The 15914-nt window shown below is 42.9% G+C and carries 19 protein-coding genes and 1 tRNA gene; 5 read left to right on the plus strand and 15 right to left on the minus strand.

The window, feature by feature from the left end:
- Positions 1-33: 33 nt before the first annotated feature.
- Positions 34-116, plus strand: a tRNA-Leu gene (locus RWX26_RS10205).
- A gap of 129 nt (positions 117-245) precedes the next feature.
- Here RWX26_RS10205 and rsmA read toward each other — a convergent pair.
- From rsmA to RWX26_RS10235, 6 genes are all read right to left on the minus strand, one after another.
- On the minus strand, positions 246-1118 hold the full coding sequence (gene rsmA, locus RWX26_RS10210) for a 16S rRNA (adenine(1518)-N(6)/adenine(1519)-N(6))-dimethyltransferase RsmA (RefSeq protein ID WP_314581464.1): 873 nt from the start codon (positions 1116-1118) through the stop codon (positions 246-248).
- 12 nt (positions 1119-1130) lie between these two features.
- Positions 1131-1895: a hypothetical protein gene (locus RWX26_RS10215; protein WP_042763043.1), complete on the minus strand. Its 765-nt coding sequence runs from the start codon at positions 1893-1895 to the stop codon at positions 1131-1133.
- The gene (gene rnmV / locus RWX26_RS10220; protein ID WP_399558539.1) at positions 1885-2469 is read right to left on the minus strand and encodes a ribonuclease M5; all 585 of its coding nucleotides are present in this window, start codon (positions 2467-2469) and stop codon (positions 1885-1887) included. The genes RWX26_RS10215 and rnmV overlap by 11 nt, the downstream gene beginning before the upstream one ends.
- A complete protein-coding gene (locus RWX26_RS10225) occupies positions 2462-3232 on the minus strand; it encodes a TatD family hydrolase (RefSeq protein ID WP_314581469.1) in 771 nt (256 codons plus the stop codon). Before RWX26_RS10225 ends, rnmV begins: the two co-directional genes overlap by 8 nt.
- 95 nt (positions 3233-3327) lie before the next feature.
- Positions 3328-4569 carry a hypothetical protein gene (locus tag RWX26_RS10230; protein ID WP_314581472.1) on the minus strand — a complete coding sequence of 414 codons (1242 nt, stop codon included), beginning with the start codon at positions 4567-4569 and terminating at the stop codon, positions 3328-3330.
- Positions 4570-4699: 130 nt separating this feature from the next.
- Positions 4700-5782, minus strand: coding sequence for a winged helix-turn-helix transcriptional regulator (locus RWX26_RS10235; protein WP_314581474.1), 1083 nt, complete (start codon positions 5780-5782; stop codon positions 4700-4702).
- Between the two features lie 206 nt (positions 5783-5988).
- Between RWX26_RS10235 and RWX26_RS10240 the strand changes: the two genes are divergently transcribed.
- Genes RWX26_RS10240 through RWX26_RS10250 form a run of 3 tightly spaced genes read left to right on the plus strand, consistent with a single transcriptional unit; the run spans position 5989 to position 8110 of the window.
- Positions 5989-6465: a DUF2975 domain-containing protein gene (locus RWX26_RS10240; RefSeq protein ID WP_149565810.1), complete on the plus strand. Its 477-nt coding sequence runs from the start codon at positions 5989-5991 to the stop codon at positions 6463-6465.
- 8 nt (positions 6466-6473) lie between these two features.
- Positions 6474-6692, plus strand: coding sequence for a helix-turn-helix transcriptional regulator (locus tag RWX26_RS10245; protein WP_002899126.1), 219 nt, complete (start codon positions 6474-6476; stop codon positions 6690-6692).
- 2 nt (positions 6693-6694) lie between these two features.
- A complete protein-coding gene (locus RWX26_RS10250; RefSeq protein ID WP_314581478.1) occupies positions 6695-8110 on the plus strand; it encodes a DUF4153 domain-containing protein in 1416 nt (471 codons plus the stop codon).
- A 131-nt stretch (positions 8111-8241) separates the two neighbouring features.
- Here RWX26_RS10250 and RWX26_RS10255 read toward each other — a convergent pair whose 3' ends face one another.
- Both RWX26_RS10255 and RWX26_RS10260 read right to left on the minus strand, forming a co-directional pair.
- Positions 8242-8802 carry a DNA-3-methyladenine glycosylase I gene (locus RWX26_RS10255; protein ID WP_011837569.1) on the minus strand — a complete coding sequence of 187 codons (561 nt, stop codon included), beginning with the start codon at positions 8800-8802 and terminating at the stop codon, positions 8242-8244.
- An 11-nt stretch (positions 8803-8813) separates the two neighbouring features.
- Positions 8814-9278: a pyridoxamine 5'-phosphate oxidase family protein gene (locus RWX26_RS10260; RefSeq protein ID WP_314581481.1), complete on the minus strand. Its 465-nt coding sequence runs from the start codon at positions 9276-9278 to the stop codon at positions 8814-8816.
- 23 nt (positions 9279-9301) lie between these two features.
- Here RWX26_RS10260 and RWX26_RS10265 point away from each other — a divergent pair, with 23 nt between their 5' ends.
- Entirely contained in the window at positions 9302-9919 is a 618-nt protein-coding gene (locus RWX26_RS10265; RefSeq protein ID WP_314581482.1) for an HTH domain-containing protein, read from the plus strand.
- Between the two features lie 61 nt (positions 9920-9980).
- Here the strand turns inward: RWX26_RS10265 and rpmH are convergent, their stop codons facing one another.
- The 7 genes from rpmH to RWX26_RS10300 form a co-directional block, all read right to left on the minus strand.
- Complete coding sequence (gene rpmH, locus RWX26_RS10270) at positions 9981-10115, minus strand: 50S ribosomal protein L34 (protein ID WP_002893904.1); 135 nt, start codon at positions 10113-10115, stop codon at positions 9981-9983.
- A gap of 138 nt (positions 10116-10253) precedes the next feature.
- Positions 10254-10886, minus strand: coding sequence for an HI_0552 family protein (locus RWX26_RS10275; protein ID WP_314581485.1), 633 nt, complete (start codon positions 10884-10886; stop codon positions 10254-10256).
- Between the two features lie 49 nt (positions 10887-10935).
- Entirely contained in the window at positions 10936-11961 is a 1026-nt protein-coding gene (gene jag / locus RWX26_RS10280) for an RNA-binding cell elongation regulator Jag/EloR (RefSeq protein ID WP_314581490.1), read from the minus strand.
- Positions 11962-11982: 21 nt separating this feature from the next.
- Positions 11983-12798 (minus strand): YidC/Oxa1 family membrane protein insertase, encoded by an 816-nt coding sequence (locus RWX26_RS10285; RefSeq protein WP_314581493.1) that lies wholly within the window; start codon positions 12796-12798, stop codon positions 11983-11985.
- Entirely contained in the window at positions 12782-13141 is a 360-nt protein-coding gene (gene rnpA / locus RWX26_RS10290; protein WP_002917781.1) for a ribonuclease P protein component, read from the minus strand. Before rnpA ends, RWX26_RS10285 begins: the two co-directional genes overlap by 17 nt.
- Before the next feature lie 148 nt (positions 13142-13289).
- Positions 13290-14675 carry an argininosuccinate lyase gene (gene argH / locus RWX26_RS10295; protein ID WP_314581495.1) on the minus strand — a complete coding sequence of 462 codons (1386 nt, stop codon included), beginning with the start codon at positions 14673-14675 and terminating at the stop codon, positions 13290-13292.
- Between the two features lie 14 nt (positions 14676-14689).
- Positions 14690-15889 carry an argininosuccinate synthase gene (locus RWX26_RS10300; protein WP_314581496.1) on the minus strand — a complete coding sequence of 400 codons (1200 nt, stop codon included), beginning with the start codon at positions 15887-15889 and terminating at the stop codon, positions 14690-14692.
- Positions 15890-15914 lie beyond the last annotated feature (25 nt).

A 15914-nucleotide genomic window follows, 5' to 3' on the forward strand; every position in this document is an offset into this window, starting at 1 on the left:
TTTTCACAAAAATAAGTTATAATAGAATCTCAAGCGGAGGTGGTGGAACGGCAGACACGCATGCTTCAGGCGCATGTGCCCGTACGGGTGTGAGGGTTCAAATCCCTTCCTCCGCATAAAAAGTAATCCTATCATGATTGATAGGATTTTTTGTTATTATGAAAATAGAAATTGACGTTTCACTTTCATATTTACCTCATTAGCAAAATAGAAGACCAGCTATATAGAGCAGATCTTCTATTTTTTTATAATCCCTCAGACTTCAAAGCGTCTGCCAAGCGAGCAAATTCTTCTAAACTAAGAGCTTCTCCCCGAACACTTGGAGATAATTCAGCTCGTTCTAAAGCTGCTGTCAGTTTGCCTTTAGTCTCCTCTGACTTCCCAAAATAACTGGTTAGGTTATTCCAGAGAGTCTTCCGGCGGTGGACAAAGCTGGCCTTGGAGACCTTGAAAAAGAATTTCTCGTCCTGTACCGCAACTGCAGGCTGGTCTCTGCGAACCATCTTGAGAATAGCTGAATCCACATTTGGCGCTGGCACAAAGACTGTCCGCGGCACGATAAAGGCAACCTTGGCCGTCATGTAATACTGGACCGCAATCGACAAACTACCATAGGCCTTGGTATTCGGCTGAGCCGAAATCCGATCCGCTACTTCTCTCTGCATCATCACGACAAACTCACTAAAAGGAATCCCGCTCTCAATCAAATGCATAAGAATCGGCGTCGTGATGTAGTAGGGCAAGTTTGCCACTACCTTGATAGGCAGGTCTGGATTCTTAAACTCTGCTATGTACTGGGCCAAATCAACCTTGAGAATATCCTGATTGACCACTGTCAAATTATCAAAATCGCGCAGAGTATCCGCCAAAATGGGCACCAGACGATCATCAATCTCAAAGGCCATGACCTCCGCGGCACTTTCGGCCAAAAATTCTGTCAATGCCCCAATACCAGGACCAATTTCGATGACATTGACCTTTTTATCAATCTCGGCTGTATCCACAATCTTCTGGAGGATGTTGGTATCAGTCAGGAAATTCTGACCGAAAGATTTTTTAAAAGTGAAACCGTGACGCTCCAGAATGGCACGGGTCACACTATGGTCTGCAATTCTCATCTTCTCTCTTTTCTATCTCTTAACCATCATATAAAAAATCAACCTAATTACTAGTGCCAATAAAAGCAAATATATGACGCCATTAACTCGCTTGTTCTCTTTTGCATCGACCCCAGTCTCATCAAGCCCTTGATCATCTTCTTGGACTTGTACCAGCTCTTCTTGCCTTTGCTCTTGTTTAGCTTCTTGGCCTTGCATTTTCTTCAACTCATTTTGATATGCAACCGAGTCGAGAATATTGTCTTCTGGCAATAATTCTGAGGCATAATAATCAGGAAACCCCATAGCAAGAGCAATTAAGTCCTTACCTGTTAAAGAAAAATCCAAATCTTTTGCTTCACTTTCCTGAATAGCTCGGATATTTTTTAAAAGTTTATCAGAAGCTATAGACAACTCGTCCATAAAAACAACTTCTAAAACATAGAATCCTAGCATATCACCATCTTTAGCATTTACAAGAATATAGCGAACAAAGTCATCATACAGTTGCAGGGTCTGAGGAGCATACTGTTCTAAAAAAGACCGATTTTGGAGAGCATTTTTCTGGAATTTTTCAATAGGAATTAAGATATCCACATTCTGCTCTTGGTAAAATCTTTCTGCCTCATCATCATCTTCTTCTTCGAGCTGTTCCGCTTTTTCCCATATAGGAATAACTGATTGCAAATCTTCTTCATCCCAAAATAATTGCCAAAAACAAGGAATTGTGTAAACTCCCTCCGTTAGAATACGTGCCTCATCGCCGTTTTTTAAATAAATATAGCTTCTATTTGCCATGTTGTTTCCTTTCATAATCTTTTATTAAAGTTTCCACTTCCGCCAAGGTCACGCCAAACAGTTCCAAACGTTTTAGCAGTTGCTTGCCGTTAGAATAGCCGATACGGAGTTGCTCTCCCAGATACTCTCGGCGCTGACGGCTGTCGCTTCCCATAAGCAGACCTAGTCGCACAAGATCGCTTTTGGTGATATCAAAATTATCCTCATCATCGAAATATCCGACCAGCCCAGCTAACGCCTGCTGTAAATCCTCAAATGAAGCGTGTTCCACTCCGAGCGATTTACCCTTGTTTTTAGACTTGGGAGCCGCCTCATCTCGACGGAGAAAGGCATGTTGAGCAGTTGGCACGGCTTCCATAATCATTCGACGGATACGCTCGCCATTGTAGTCTGGATCAGTAAAGACAATAACCCCACGCAGCTGGTGCAGTTTCTCAATCCGCTCTAGGTCTTCTTCATTGATAGCGGAACCTCTCGTCTCGTAAGTGTCAACTTGGTAAAATCGTTGCAGATTGGCTGTATCATCCTTGCCCTCAACGACGATTACCTGGGGGATTTTTATCTTCTCAGTCAAGCCCAAACACCTTCTTTGCATTGGCATAAGTCGCCTGCGCTACTTCTTCGACAGTCAACTCACGAAGCTCAGCAATTTTCTCTACCACATAGCGGGTATAGGCTGTTTTGTTTTCTCGTCCACGCTTGGGAACGGGCGCCAGATAAGGTGCATCCGTCTCAACGAGGATTTTGTCCAAAGGCAGGCTCTGCGCAGCCTCCTGAATATCCGTCGCTTTCTTAAAGGTCACAACTCCAGAAAAAGAAATCATCATTCCTAGCTCGATAAAGCGCTCTGCCATTTCCAAAGAACCCGAATAAGAGTGCATAATGCCACCTCTTGGTCCCACACCCTCACTCTTGATAATCTCATAAGTGTCTTCTAAAGCATCACGTGTGTGAACGACAAAGGGCAGGTTCAGCTCTTTAGAGAGCTGGATTTGGCGTCGAAACACCCGCTCCTGAACATCCTTGGGCGCAGTCATCCAGTGATAGTCCAGCCCAATCTCGCCCAGAGCCACCACCTTGGGGTGACGAAGCTTGTCCAGCAGATAGGCTTCCACCGCCTCATCATACGTCCCAGCCTCAGTCGGATGCCAGCCAATCGTAGCATAAAGCTGATCATAGCTGTCGGCCAACTCCAAGGCGCGCTTAATGGTCGGTCGGTCAAAACCGACAATATTTATTTTGCTGACGCCCATTTCTGCAGCCAGCTGGAGCTCCTCTGCCTCTCGACCAGCAAATTCTTCCACATTTAAATGCGTGTGTGTATCAAAAATCTTCATGGTTTACTTCCTTGTATTTCCTGTCCTTTATTATACCAAAAATGACCTAAAAAATCAGAAGTCTCTTCAAAGCAGAAAAATAAGATAGCTGCCATTCAACAGCTATCCGAATCTGCCTTCAAGTTCTCCATTGGAATAATTAAGTAGAAAGACAGTGCCAGCATTAACACAAGCGGGAGGAGAATATAAATAACCCCCAAACTGCTAGCAAGAGCTATCAACAGCATAGATAAAACACTCGGAACAGCCATGCTAAATAGATTAATAGCCGACTGGATAGCTCCCATTGCTTTTTCTGGAATCATACTGAATACAGATTTCTGCAATCTAGGACTCAGCAGACCGACTGTAACAGAGCAAGCAAAGCTTGCTATCAGGACAAGTAAAAAGTTTTGCCAGAAAAAACCGCAAAGAATAAAACCTTCACATACTTGGCTACTATACATAGCAAGCTTAGTCGAAAGTTTTTTCAGCAAACTGCCACTCAAAATATTCCCTAAGATCAGACCAGCGGAACTTAGAACAATTAACACGGCAATGGACTGACCAATCTGCAGATTCCAAAAAGGCCTTTTCAGCAATAAAAGAGTCGCCACTGGCGTCAGAATATTCAGAGTGACCTGCCCAAAGGTTGAAACCAATAACAACCTCACAACGTTTTTCAATCCCAGCAAGACTTTAAGAGAATCCAATAAATGCTGCCAATAATTCTCTCTATTTAGCTTCTTTGCATTACCTAGCTCTGGTTCTAATTCCTGTAAATTTTTACTAATATGCCAAAAGCCAAGGTAAGCTAGCAAGAATGTCAGAGCATTCAGACCTGCCAAAGCTCCAATACTCATCCAAGCAATGAGAAAACCGCCAGCTAGATTCCCCAAAATATGAACCAGACTCATACTAGCCTGCCGAAAGCCCATAGCAGAGGTCATATCTTGCTCAATCACCTTTACATAAACTGGGGTCAGCATGGCACCTGAAAAATAACTCAGACTATCCGACAGAAAGTTAATCAAGCAAATCAAAAGCAGAATCAAGAAAGAGAATTCTTGTCCAAGCAGCAAAAACGTTACCAAGCTATATAAAAGCACCTTACTAAACTGTATAAGCAGGTATTTATGAATACGATTCTTCTGAAAGTCCGCCGCAACTCCAGTAAAAACCTGAATTAACTGGGGCAGCGTTTCAGAAAGGGAAATCAATAAAACCGCAAGTGGAGCAAAGGAATAGGCGGAAACATAGTCCATCAAAGCCAAATAAAAAACAATGTCTCCAAAACCTGAAATCCATTGATTGATGAGTAACTGGCGAAAATTTTTGTTTTTTGCAAAAACAATCATACGACATCTCCTTTACTCTTGTTAGATTTTTGTTTAACAAATCATAACAATTAATTAGTCGATTGTCAAATTTTTATTAGATTATTATTTTACAAAAAGAAGACCTAGAATGAATCCAGGTCTTCTGAAACTATGTTAGGTCCTGTTTGAACTTCTCTATAATTTTTTGAATCAGTTCTTTATTGACCGTGTATTTAACCGAATCATCATCCACCACAAGCTCCAGCAAGCCAGAATTTAGGAGCTTTTGCGTATGGAATGAGATAGAGGCTCTTGTAAGCCCCAGTTTTTTAGCTATATCTTTATTCTTGGCATGCGGCTGAATCAATTCAATCAAGACTTTATAGCGGGTTTCATCTCCAAGAGTTTTGAAGGTCAGAGCCAATGTTTCATCGTTAAGCTCCGATTCCGCCTTTGATAACTGGGAACTTCTCGTCGAAAGGACTAAGGAATAGGAGGTGAAACCAGGAACCTTTTCGAGAAAAGAGTCAATAAACATGGGTGACAGAACAAATACTTGTGTGCCCTTTTCAAGGAGCTTGGCATTCTGCTCTTCATCATCCATCACATAAGATAGGTTAAATTCTTGTTCAAAAGCTAGTACTTCCTGCTCAAACTGCTCATAAATAGGCTGATAGAGCTCGAACACTCGTTCCAGCAAGGAAACCAATTTGTCCCGAAGCTTCTCTGGATGCTGAATAGCTTGGTACCAGTACCATTTGTTTTCCGGAGACTTGTCACTATTCTCTATAAAATCCAGCAGATCTTCAGGATATCCCTTGGTAACTTCCCCTTTAGAAAGCTTAAGTGATAAGCAATAGATGATTTGCTCCGCATCTAGTTTTTTCAGACATTCTAACAAGTCATGCGGATTGGCCGGATCTTCTCCTTTTTCTAGTAAGTAGAGGTAGAAGAGCGGAGCCAGTCCCACCGTAGCTCCTTCAAACAAACTAACCGCAACAAGCTCGCTTTTCAAAGGAAGTAAAGCCTGATAGAGCTTATCATAGTGCGGCTGTACATCAAGAAGCAGCTCCTTTTGATTCTGCCGTAAATCCTTCCACATATGTTTATCATCCCTTGAAACGATGGCAGGCACCATGAGAAATTCATATAACTTACTACGATAATGAACAAGCTTTACACCCACAGACTCTTCCCTCCTTACACATACTCCGCTTCTGACCAGAAATAGTATACAATTCCTGTTTTTCATTATACCAAAAATCAGGCGAAATATTCATCGTCTTCTACTCTGTTCATCTCCAGACAAGAAATCCATCTCTATAAAATAAGAACTTTTTTAGAAACTTTCATCTAGTCCTTAAGACCGATTTTATCTTTTTTCGATATTTTCTTATTGATTATCGATAATATTCGTGTTATAGTTACTAAGAAATGAAACGTTAGTCGGAGGAAATTATGACAGACAAAATGAAAAAGACTGCTGAAGATATGAGCATTACTCTTACAAAAATCAGTATCAGCCTTTTATTTATTGCTTCCATTATCCTGATAGCCCTAGGACCTTGGGTCGTCAACCTAGTTATTGAATTTCCCTCTCCTTTCTTTCAAGGAGAGACACGCTTTTGGATCTTGCTGCTGTTTGGCTATGTCCTCGGCTGCCTAGCACTGGCCTGCATTGTCCATCTCTATCGACTCCTGAGCCGCATCGGTAAAAATCAGGTCTTTATCACACAAAATGTTCAGTACATGCGCTACCTTGGCTGGGAAGTGGGTACTGTGGCTCTTATCTCCCTCTTTATGGGACTGACAGCTTATTTCCCTATGCTCTTAGTCACTGTTTCTTGCAGTATCTTGACCCTGATTATCCGTGTCATCCGCAACGCCTTTGGCAAGGCCATTGAGCTGCAGGATCAAGTGGACTACACTATTTAGGAGGTCTTATGATTCAGATAAATTTAGACCTTGTCATGGCGCAAAAGCGCATCAGCGCTGGCCGTTTAGCAGAGTTAATTGACCTAACACCAGCCAATCTATCTATCCTAAAAAATAATCGAGCCAAGGCTGTCCGCTTTTCAACACTCAACGCTCTCTGCCGTGAATTAGACTGCCAGCCTGGCGATATTTTGGAGTATATCCCTGACGATGAGGAGGAGAAATAATTATGGAATATCCAGCACCAGATCAGATGAATGTCCAGCCTTGTCTGCCCGCAGAGGAGGAAAGACAGACCATCTTCACTGGCCTAGAGGACAAGCAACTGCGATTCTTTAAAATCAGCTATCTAATCCTCTATCTTTTAACCTACTTTTACTCTGCAGTATTTTTTAATTATCAAACTGCATCCTTTTTCCCTTTTGCAATCGGCCTTATATTATTAAGCGAGGCCTTAATCAGGAAATTAGCCTATCCATCTCTGCAGATAAAAAATCTTGACAGCAGATTAGAGGCTAGAAGCTTTCTGATCATGACGCTAGCTCAAGCTCTGGCTTTAAGTCTCTGGGGGCTTTATCGTCAGCTAGAATTTTTCCAATTTCTAGCCATCCACATCTCATTCGCCTTCTATATTCTGTCTCGCACCGGCTGGTTAAGCCAGGGGCGTTTGGGGATCCTGGTCTGGTTTGATGCCATTCAAGCCTTCTGCATCCTGCCCTTTAAAAATTTCATTGCTGCCATTCTAGTCTTTATAGAAGGCAAGCAGCAGGACTCTTCCGAAAGCTCTGACAGTCTGTCTTCAAAGAAAGCCCAACAGCTCGCGATTATCGTCAGCAGCTTCTTTGTCGCAGGAATCTTGGTCTACTTTGTCTGGTCCCAACTGAGTCAGGTTTCAGACAGCTTTGCCTCTTTCTTCAGCAATACCGCTGATTTCATTGAGAACCTCCTTGACTCCCTCTTTTCAAGTCTTGATAGCAGCATGATTCTCTTCAAGGCCTGCCTGGCTGTTCCTGTCAGTCTGTACTTGTACGGCCTCCTAGCCGGCAGTCTGTTAGGCAAAAAAGATACTAAACTTAGCTACAAAAAATTCCAAGCAAGCATCCGCCCTTTGCGAGTAGCACCCGCTTTCGCAGCCTACATTATCATCGGCAGCCTCTGCCTGACCTATGCGCTCTTTTTCCTGACGGGTCTGGGGGAACTCGGTCAGCTCCTAAGCGCCGGAACAGTAGCTCAGGCTATTTCTCCCCAGAATGCCTCAACTGTTGCCGTAGCTGGCTTCTGGCAGCTGGTTCGGGTGTCTATCCTTAACTTTGCAGTCCTAGGTGTCTTCTATCTGATTGCCAAAAAACCGCTCTGGGATCAGAAAGGGACGCGATTCGCAGCTACTATTCTCTTTATCTTTACCGGTCTGCTAGCTTTACTAGCTGGCTGGAAATTATTTGGAATCTACATCTATCTCTACGGACCAACACCACTGCGCTTGATTTCAGCTTGGTTCATCCTAGTTCTCTTAGTCTGGTGCATACTGACTCTGATTCGCTTCTACAAACCTATCCAAGCTATCCGCATCGGCATCTTTTACGCCTTGATTAGCTTTACCTTGCTCTGCTATCTGTATCCAATGCTTTTACCAGTGGCAAAATAAGCAACTGTACTTAACTATACACAAAAAACCAGAAAGAAAAACAGTTTCTTTCTGGTTTTATTCTCCTTTTTTACATCATTTACCAGCATTCAATAATAGACCGCTCACCTTTCCAATTCAAAGAAAAATGATTATATCCTAAAATCACAGGTCAGCAAATGATCATTGACCATGCCAATGGACTGCATAAAGGCATATACAGTCGTAGAACCAACAAAAGAAAAACCTTTCTTTTTGAGTTCTTTACTAATTTTATCGGATAGATCTGTTCGAGCGGGCACCTCTTCAATACTGGACCATGAATTAAGAATCGGTTCATTATTTACAAAAGACCAAATATAAGAATCCAAACTACCATATTCTTCTTTTAGTTTTAAATAGACTTTAGCATTTTTTATAACTGCCTTTATTTTCAGCCTATTTCGTATCACTCTTTGATCACTAAGCAATTCTTCAATCTTCTGCTCGTCATAGTTGGAGACTATTTCAGGATCGAAGTTTTCATAAGCCTCTGTCATAGCATCCATTTTTGACAAAATAGTTTGCCAGCTCAAGCCCGCCTGCTGACCTTCCAAAATCAACATTTTAAAGAGTTTATGCTCGTCATGCACAGGTCGCCCCCAGTCATGGTCATGATAATTTCTCTCAAGCTCACTATTTTCAGCCCAATCGCACCTTTTTATCTCAACCATCTATTTTCTCCTTATAGTTTGATTTTCTCAACTTGATTATTATCTAAGACCAAGAAGGCATCAGAAAAAGATACCTCAAAAAGTTGCAAGGAGTTGCTGTGTTGCTCAATAATAGCTTGATAATAAGGATACTTCTGAATAAAAACGCTTTTTATATCCTCAATAGAAAGCTGGCTTTCTTTGACTCTCCCTTGAATCCGGATATACCTCCCATCACCTTTCGGGATTGTTGTAAGAGCAATACGATTATTGATTGCCAGCTCTTGGATTTTATGACTATTTTTAAATGATATAAAGAACAATTTCTTTGTCTCCTCATCATAGTAAAAATTGACAATTCTTACATTTGGGATATCCTTTACAGAAGTAGCTAGAGCCATTTCTGTCTGTTCTGCCAATAAGGCCTTAAAATATTGATTCATATTTGACTCCTTTATTATTTTCTCTAAAACTAGTATAATATAAAAAGGTATCATTTTTTGAAACCATTTAATAAAATATGGAGTTTCTCATGAATAAATCTCAAAGAATTAACGATATGCTTATTTTTCTCAATAAGAAAAGACAATTCAATCTAAAAGATATTATGAATCGATATCATATTTCAAAAAGCACTGCCCTTCGTGATATTGCCAGCCTTGAAACGTTAGGCATTCCAATTTATTCTGACTTAGGCCGGAATGGCAGTTATAAAATTCTTAGCAACGACTTGTTATCTCCTATTATTTTCTCCATAGATGAAATTTCTGCCTTATATTTTTCCATGCTGACTCTGGAAAACTACAATATGTGTCCTTTTGATATAGACCTGCAAAAATTAAAAGAAAAATTTGAAAACTCGATTTCAGAACAGCAGTTAAGCAAGATCACAAAAATTGAGAAAATCCTTCAACCAGAAGTCAGGAAAACAATCAACAACTCTCAGTTGCGAATAATTCTCGATATTTTATTACATAGGCAGGAAGAATTTTTTCCAATTAAGTATGAACAGCAGTCTCTTCAGGTTCAATTTATCAAACTATTTAGCTACAAAGGAGACTGGTATGTAGAAGTCATAAATAAAGACACTGGCCAAAAAGAGGAGCTTTCCTGCCAGTCTATCAACTTTAGTCAATAAATTTAAGGCAAAAAAACCAGCGGTCTCGAGTCTCCGCCGGTTTCTTGATAAATCGTTTGGATTAAGCAGCCAAAACTTTGCGTCCTTTACGACGGCGAGCTGCCAATACACGACGACCGTTTTTAGTTGACATACGGTGGCGGAAACCATGTTTACGCGCACGACGGATTTTACTTGGTTGATAAGTACGTTTCACGATGAATACCTCCTCTTAGATTCTTGTATTCGTTTAGCCGGCTAGTTGTGATCAGTTACTAAACATACTTTACTATTCTATATGATTCCGAGGCTTTTGTCAATACTTACTTAAATAACTTTCTCTTTGTAAACGTAATCATAAAGTCCGAGTCGCTTCATAAAAGGGAATTAAGGCTGTCATGGCCGCCTGCAGCTGGGACAGCACCTGCTCTCTTGAAGCAGCCAGAGAAAGGGGAACATCGTATTTGACTAAGACCTTACGAACTTGACCAACCGTCAGCTGCTGAGTAAGAAGCTGACGATTTTCCTCAGTGCCTTCAAAGCGCTGACTCACACCATCTATCTGAGCAAAATAGTAAGCTGGCGGCTGAATAGGTGGCTCCAAGACCCGATTTTGCTTGCTGAGGCTGTGCTCATCTTTCTTGCGCTCCATGAAGCTCACCTCCAGCGACACTCCGAAATCTTCTGCACTTCCATACAAGCGCAGAGCAAACATTGGTTCTGTGATTTCCCCATAGCCTTTAAGATAATTCCAAAAATGGGGCCGCAGTATCTGCGCTTGATTCATCCACTGGCTGGTTCGCTCCAAGGTCAGCTTAGGATAGAGGCTCTGAAAATCCTTGACCAAGTCAGCAAACTCTTTGCGTGCTGCCTGACCCTTAGCTCTCAACTTCAACATAGACTCACGCAGCTGCCCTGCCTTGTCTGGAGATATATACTTAGCCCCTTGATGAGGCAGATAACTTTCAATAGCTGGAAAAAGTGACATAAAAAATCCTTTCTATATGCAAAAACCAGCATCTCTGCTGGCTTTCTTTTTATTCGCTGTCAATATCCACAACGACATAGCGGTTTGGCTCGTCGCCTTCGGAATAGCTAGTCACGCCATCAATGCGAGAGATGATGCGGTGGATAATTTTGCGCTCGCTGTTAGACATAGGGTCAGTGTGCTGACCGCGTCTATCTTCCAAAGCTCGCTGAGCCAGTTTCTGCGCATAACTTTGCAGCACTTCAGCCCGATGCTCAACATAGTCATTGACATTAATGGAAATATAGAAGCTCTTAGAATATTGGTTATAAAGATAGTTTTGTGCCAATAGCTGCAGAGCTTTCAAGACTTTTCCGTGGTATCCGATCACGCGCCCCGGTTCATTGGTATCAATCTGCATGTTAATGGTACGGCGGTTGTGGCTGCTAGAAATGCCCGCTTCAACATCCATCTCATCAACGATTTTCTGAACATAGTTCGTTACATTCTCAACTACTTCTTCAATATCATAGTCTGCTTCGACTTGGATGCCTAAGTCAGCAAAAGAGCTTTCTTCTGTTTCTGTCGGCTCAGCCTTGTCTTTAGCTGCTTGGTCAAAAGAGATAACCTTGCTATCGTCCGCTTCTGCTTGAGCAATTGACTCATCAATAGCTTGATTGGTCTTGAGAAGATCAATGGTGCCCGTCTCTTCTAAAATCGTATTAGCTTGCTTGTCATTTTTAAGAATTTCAGCCTTGACCTCGTCTGAGATAACTTCGCCTTCTCCTTCGACCTTCTTGATAGCAGCCACCACACGGCCCAAATCAACCGTCGCTTCACTGACAGACTGCACAGGTTCATTCTGAGCGTTAATCTCTTCGGGAACACCTTTTACAGCCTTTTGATTGGCCTTGACAACTGTCGTCTCAGCAATAGGCTCGACATCCACCTGAGCTGGCTTCTTGCCAAACAAGCCTAAAAAGCCTTTTTTCTCACGAGAAATAACAGTAATATGCGCTCTCATCCGTGGAATATCCAACGTTTTTAAACCATTTTGAATGGCTTCTTCAACACTTGCTCCTGTAAAAATAACCATTGCAAGAGTCCTCCTTCTTACTTACTTTTTCTTTTTCTGTGCTTTTTTCAGGGCACGTTTCTTTTTCTGTTCCAATTGACGCTCTGACCGTTCCTTGGCTTCCCGCTCAGCAATGATTTTAAAAGGATTGCTCAACAGCAAAGTCTGAACCACCTGATAAGCATTGGAGACCGCCCAGTAGAGGGCTACCCCGCTCGCCGCATAAAGGGCAAAAAAGAAAATCATCACTGGCATTAGGTACATCATGACTGTCATCCCCCCATTTCTCTCAGGCAAGGCTTTATTTGAAAGCCACGTACTGAAGAAAGTGAAGAGAGCCGCCAACAGCGGAAGAATAAAGGTCGGATCTGTCGCTCCTAGATTGAGCCAGAGGAAGTGACCTGTTTTCATAAAATCAACCCGAGTCAAGGCTTGAAACAGAGCCAAAAGCACTGGCATCTGGATAAAGAGCGGAATGAATGAGGCATAAGGATTGACACCCTTTTCTTTGTAGAGCTTTTGAGTTTCCTCAGCCAAGGCTGTTCTGCTCTCCATATCCTTACCAGGATACTTTTCCTGCAGCTGCTTGATATGGGGCTGTACTTCCTGCAGCTTGCGCGAAGAAGTGGTCTGGAATTGGAAGACAGGCAGGAGAACTGTCCGGATAATCAAGGTAAAGAGAATAATCCCAATTCCCTTGCTTCCACCAAAGGATAGAAACCGAATGGTGTCCGCAAAGAAATAGACCAGCTTCTCCCAAAAGCCATGTGAATCGGCCGTTACTTGACTGGTTCCGCAGGCTGTGAGAAAGAGCAGCGAGACAACCAGCAAAATCCCTAATTTACTTTTCTGTTTCACAAATGAATCCTTCCTGATAAAGTTTAGCAATTTTTAATACATGCAATAAATTTTGTTCAACTTGGTGGTAGTCCAACTCTTCCACTCCTTTACGAGCGATAACGACGAAGTCTGCCTGGACTAACTGTTTCTGATGCTGCATCAAGACATGGCGAATTTTTCTTTTAATACGATTGCGAACCACTGCATTCCCCAGCTTTTTACTGACAGAAATTCCTACTCGAAAATGCTTTTGCTCTTTTTCTAACATGTAAACGACAAATTTTCGATTAGCAAAACTCTGTCCTCTTTTAAAAATCGCATTAAAATCTTTTTCGCTCTTGACGCGATAGTTTTTTCTCAAAACTCAACTCCATCCACCAAAATTATATCTATTATACCATATTTTTCGAAAATGCCAATAAGTCCTGCTATGACGCTGTTTTTGCAAATATTTAAAAGGTCAATTCACTTAAAAAACACCGCAATTCCCTTGCGGTGTTCCCTATATCTTATTTCTTTTCCAGCTGTTTCTTAGCTCTTTCCAACTCCTGACGAATCTGTGCAAATCCTGTCCCGCCAAGGGAATTCCGCTTTTGTACAGCCGTTTGTGATTCAAGCGCTTGATAAATATCCTCCTCAATCAGCGACGATACTTCCTGATAGCGACTCAGCGGAATATCCTGTAGATAATAGCCTACCTTGCTACATTCTAGCACCAACTTCCCGACAATCTCATGGGCTTCCCGGAAAGGCAGTCCTTTCTTGGCCAGATAGTCAGCTAATTCTGTCGCATTGGAGAAATCCTGCTGAGTTGAAACCAGCATTTTTTCTTTGTTTACTGTCATACTAGACAGCATACCCGCCATAATATCCAGCGATTTTTGGATGGTATCTACTGTATCGAACATGCCTTCCTTATCTTCCTGCAGGTCCTTATTATAGGCCAAGGGCAGGGATTTCATAACCGTCAGAAGGCTGAAGAGATGGCCATAGACCCGGCCGCTCTTCCCCCGAATCAGCTCCGCCATGTCCGGATTTTTCTTTTGCGGCATGATAGAAGACCCAGTACTAAAGGTGTCTGACAGACTGACAAAGCCGTATTCATAGCTGCACCAGTTAATCAGCTCCTCACAGAGACGAGACAGATGCATGATGAGAATGCTGCTGTTAGATAGAAACTCCAGAATAAAGTCTCGATCACTGACCGCATCCAAGGAATTGTGGTAAATGCCTTTGAAGCCCAATAATTCAGCCGTCAGCTCCCGGTCAATTGCAAACGTCGTCCCCGCTAGAGCTGCTGCTCCCAAAGGAGACAAATCCGTATGCTCCAGATTAAAGGCAAAGCGCTGACTATCACGGCTGAACATCTGATAATAGGCCAGCAGATGATGGGCAAAGCTAATCGGCTGGGCATGCTGCAGATGGGTATAGCCTGGCATGATAGTCTCTACATGCTCCTCAGCCAAGTCCAGCAGCACCTGGCGCAAATTCAAGAGTTTATCCGCAATCTGGCCGAGCTGATCCTTGAGATAGAGGTGCATGTCTGTCGCCACCTGGTCATTACGGGAGCGAGCCGTATGAAGCTTACCAGCCACTGGCCCAATCTCCTCGGTCAGAAGAGCCTCCATATTCATATGAATATCTTCATTCCGCACATCAAACTCAAGCTCTCCAGATTCATAACGCGCCAACAGCTTTTCCAAGCCTGCCTGAATAGCAGCTGCTTCCTCTAGAGCAATGATTCCTGTCTGACCCAGCATTTTGACATGGGCTAGGCTACCCTGCAGATCATAGGGAGCCAGACGATAGTCAAAGCCAATGCTGGCGCCAAATTCCTCTACCCAGCCTTCCAGAGAGGCTTCAAAACGTCCGCCCCACAGTTTATGATTCGCCATAGGAAATCCCCTTTCTATTTGTCCTTGTGAGCCTGAACCTCTGCGTGAACCTTAGATGGAAGCCCCCATAGCTTGATAAAGCCAATCGCGGCATCCTGGTCAAAGGTATCTGCACTGGTATAGGTAGCCAGACTTTCATCATAGAGAGAATTGTCAGACTTACGCGCTACGACTGTCGCAGACCCCTTATAAAGCTTCACCCTAGCTGTGCCATTGACCACCTGCTGGGTGGACTTGAGATAGGCAATCAGAGCTTCTGTCGCTGGATTAAACCAGAGGCCATTGTAGATGAGATTAGACAGCTCGTTTTCGATAATCGGCTTGAAATGGGCCAGTTCTCTGACTAGAGTCAGATCCTCGATTTCCTTGTGGGCAGCCAAGAGAGTCACTGCCCCAGGGCATTCATAGATTTCCCGAGACTTAATCCCTACCAGACGATTTTCCACATGGTCAATCCGCCCGACTCCGTTCTGTCCTGCCAAGTCATTCAGCTCAAGAATCAAGTCCGCCAGCTTCATCTTTTTGCCATCTAAAGCAACTGGCACGCCAGCCTCAAAGTCAATATTTACATAGACTGGGCTGTCTGGCGCTGCTTCTGGCGCAACTGTCAAATCATAGGCATCTTCCGGGGCTTCATTCCAAGGGTTTTCCAAGACACCACACTCATTGGCTCGTCCCCAAAGGTTTTGATCGACTGAGTAGGGGCTATCCAGATCTGCAGGAATTGGCACACCATTAGCTTTAGCGTAATTGATTTCTTCTTCCCGAGACCATTTCCACTCCCGAACTGGAGCGATGACCTTGAGACTGGGATCTAAGGATGCGATAGCGACTTCAAAACGAACCTGATCATTTCCTTTTCCGGTACAGCCATGGGCAATGGTTGTCGCCCCCGTCTTGTGAGCAATTTCAACCAATTTCTTAGAAATCAAAGGTCGGCTCAGAGCGGACACTAGAGGATATTTTCGTTCGTAGAAGGTGTGTCCTTGCAGAGCAACCAAGACGTAGTCTTCCGCAAACTCGTCTTTAACATCAATAACATGTGATTCGATAGCGCCAACTTTCAGCGCCTTGTCATGAATGAAATCCAGATCATTTCCTTCACCTACGTCCATGCAGACCGCGATTACATCATAATCCTTGTCCAGCCAAGTAATAGCCACCGAAGTGTCCAAGCCGCCGGAATACGCTAAAATGACTTTCTCTTTAACCATGCGATTACCTCTATCCTTCTACATT

Source organism: uncultured Streptococcus sp., from assembly GCF_963536705.1.
Taxonomy (GTDB): Bacteria; Bacillota; Bacilli; order Lactobacillales; family Streptococcaceae; genus Streptococcus.

Coding starts and splice junctions, on each gene's coding strand:
- RWX26_RS10245 (WP_002899126.1), top strand. CDS start 6,474: ATGATTCAGATAAATTTAGACCTTGTCATGGCGCAAAAGCGCATCAGC.
- RWX26_RS10235 (WP_314581474.1), bottom strand. CDS start 5,782: ATGAAAAACAGGAATTGTATACTATTTCTGGTCAGAAGCGGAGTATGT.
- RWX26_RS10260 (WP_314581481.1), bottom strand. CDS start 9,278: ATGATACCTTTTTATATTATACTAGTTTTAGAGAAAATAATAAAGGAG.
- RWX26_RS10225 (WP_314581469.1), bottom strand. CDS start 3,232: ATGAAGATTTTTGATACACACACGCATTTAAATGTGGAAGAATTTGCT.
- jag (WP_314581490.1), bottom strand. CDS start 11,961: ATGGTTATTTTTACAGGAGCAAGTGTTGAAGAAGCCATTCAAAATGGT.
- RWX26_RS10240 (WP_149565810.1), top strand. CDS start 5,989: ATGACAGACAAAATGAAAAAGACTGCTGAAGATATGAGCATTACTCTT.
- RWX26_RS10215 (WP_042763043.1), bottom strand. CDS start 1,895: ATGGCAAATAGAAGCTATATTTATTTAAAAAACGGCGATGAGGCACGT.
- RWX26_RS10275 (WP_314581485.1), bottom strand. CDS start 10,886: ATGTCACTTTTTCCAGCTATTGAAAGTTATCTGCCTCATCAAGGGGCT.
- RWX26_RS10255 (WP_011837569.1), bottom strand. CDS start 8,802: ATGGTTGAGATAAAAAGGTGCGATTGGGCTGAAAATAGTGAGCTTGAG.
- RWX26_RS10300 (WP_314581496.1), bottom strand. CDS start 15,889: ATGGTTAAAGAGAAAGTCATTTTAGCGTATTCCGGCGGCTTGGACACT.
- RWX26_RS10265 (WP_314581482.1), top strand. CDS start 9,302: ATGGAGTTTCTCATGAATAAATCTCAAAGAATTAACGATATGCTTATT.
- RWX26_RS10250 (WP_314581478.1), top strand. CDS start 6,695: ATGGAATATCCAGCACCAGATCAGATGAATGTCCAGCCTTGTCTGCCC.
- argH (WP_314581495.1), bottom strand. CDS start 14,675: ATGGCGAATCATAAACTGTGGGGCGGACGTTTTGAAGCCTCTCTGGAA.
- RWX26_RS10230 (WP_314581472.1), bottom strand. CDS start 4,569: ATGATTGTTTTTGCAAAAAACAAAAATTTTCGCCAGTTACTCATCAAT.
- rsmA (WP_314581464.1), bottom strand. CDS start 1,118: ATGAGAATTGCAGACCATAGTGTGACCCGTGCCATTCTGGAGCGTCAC.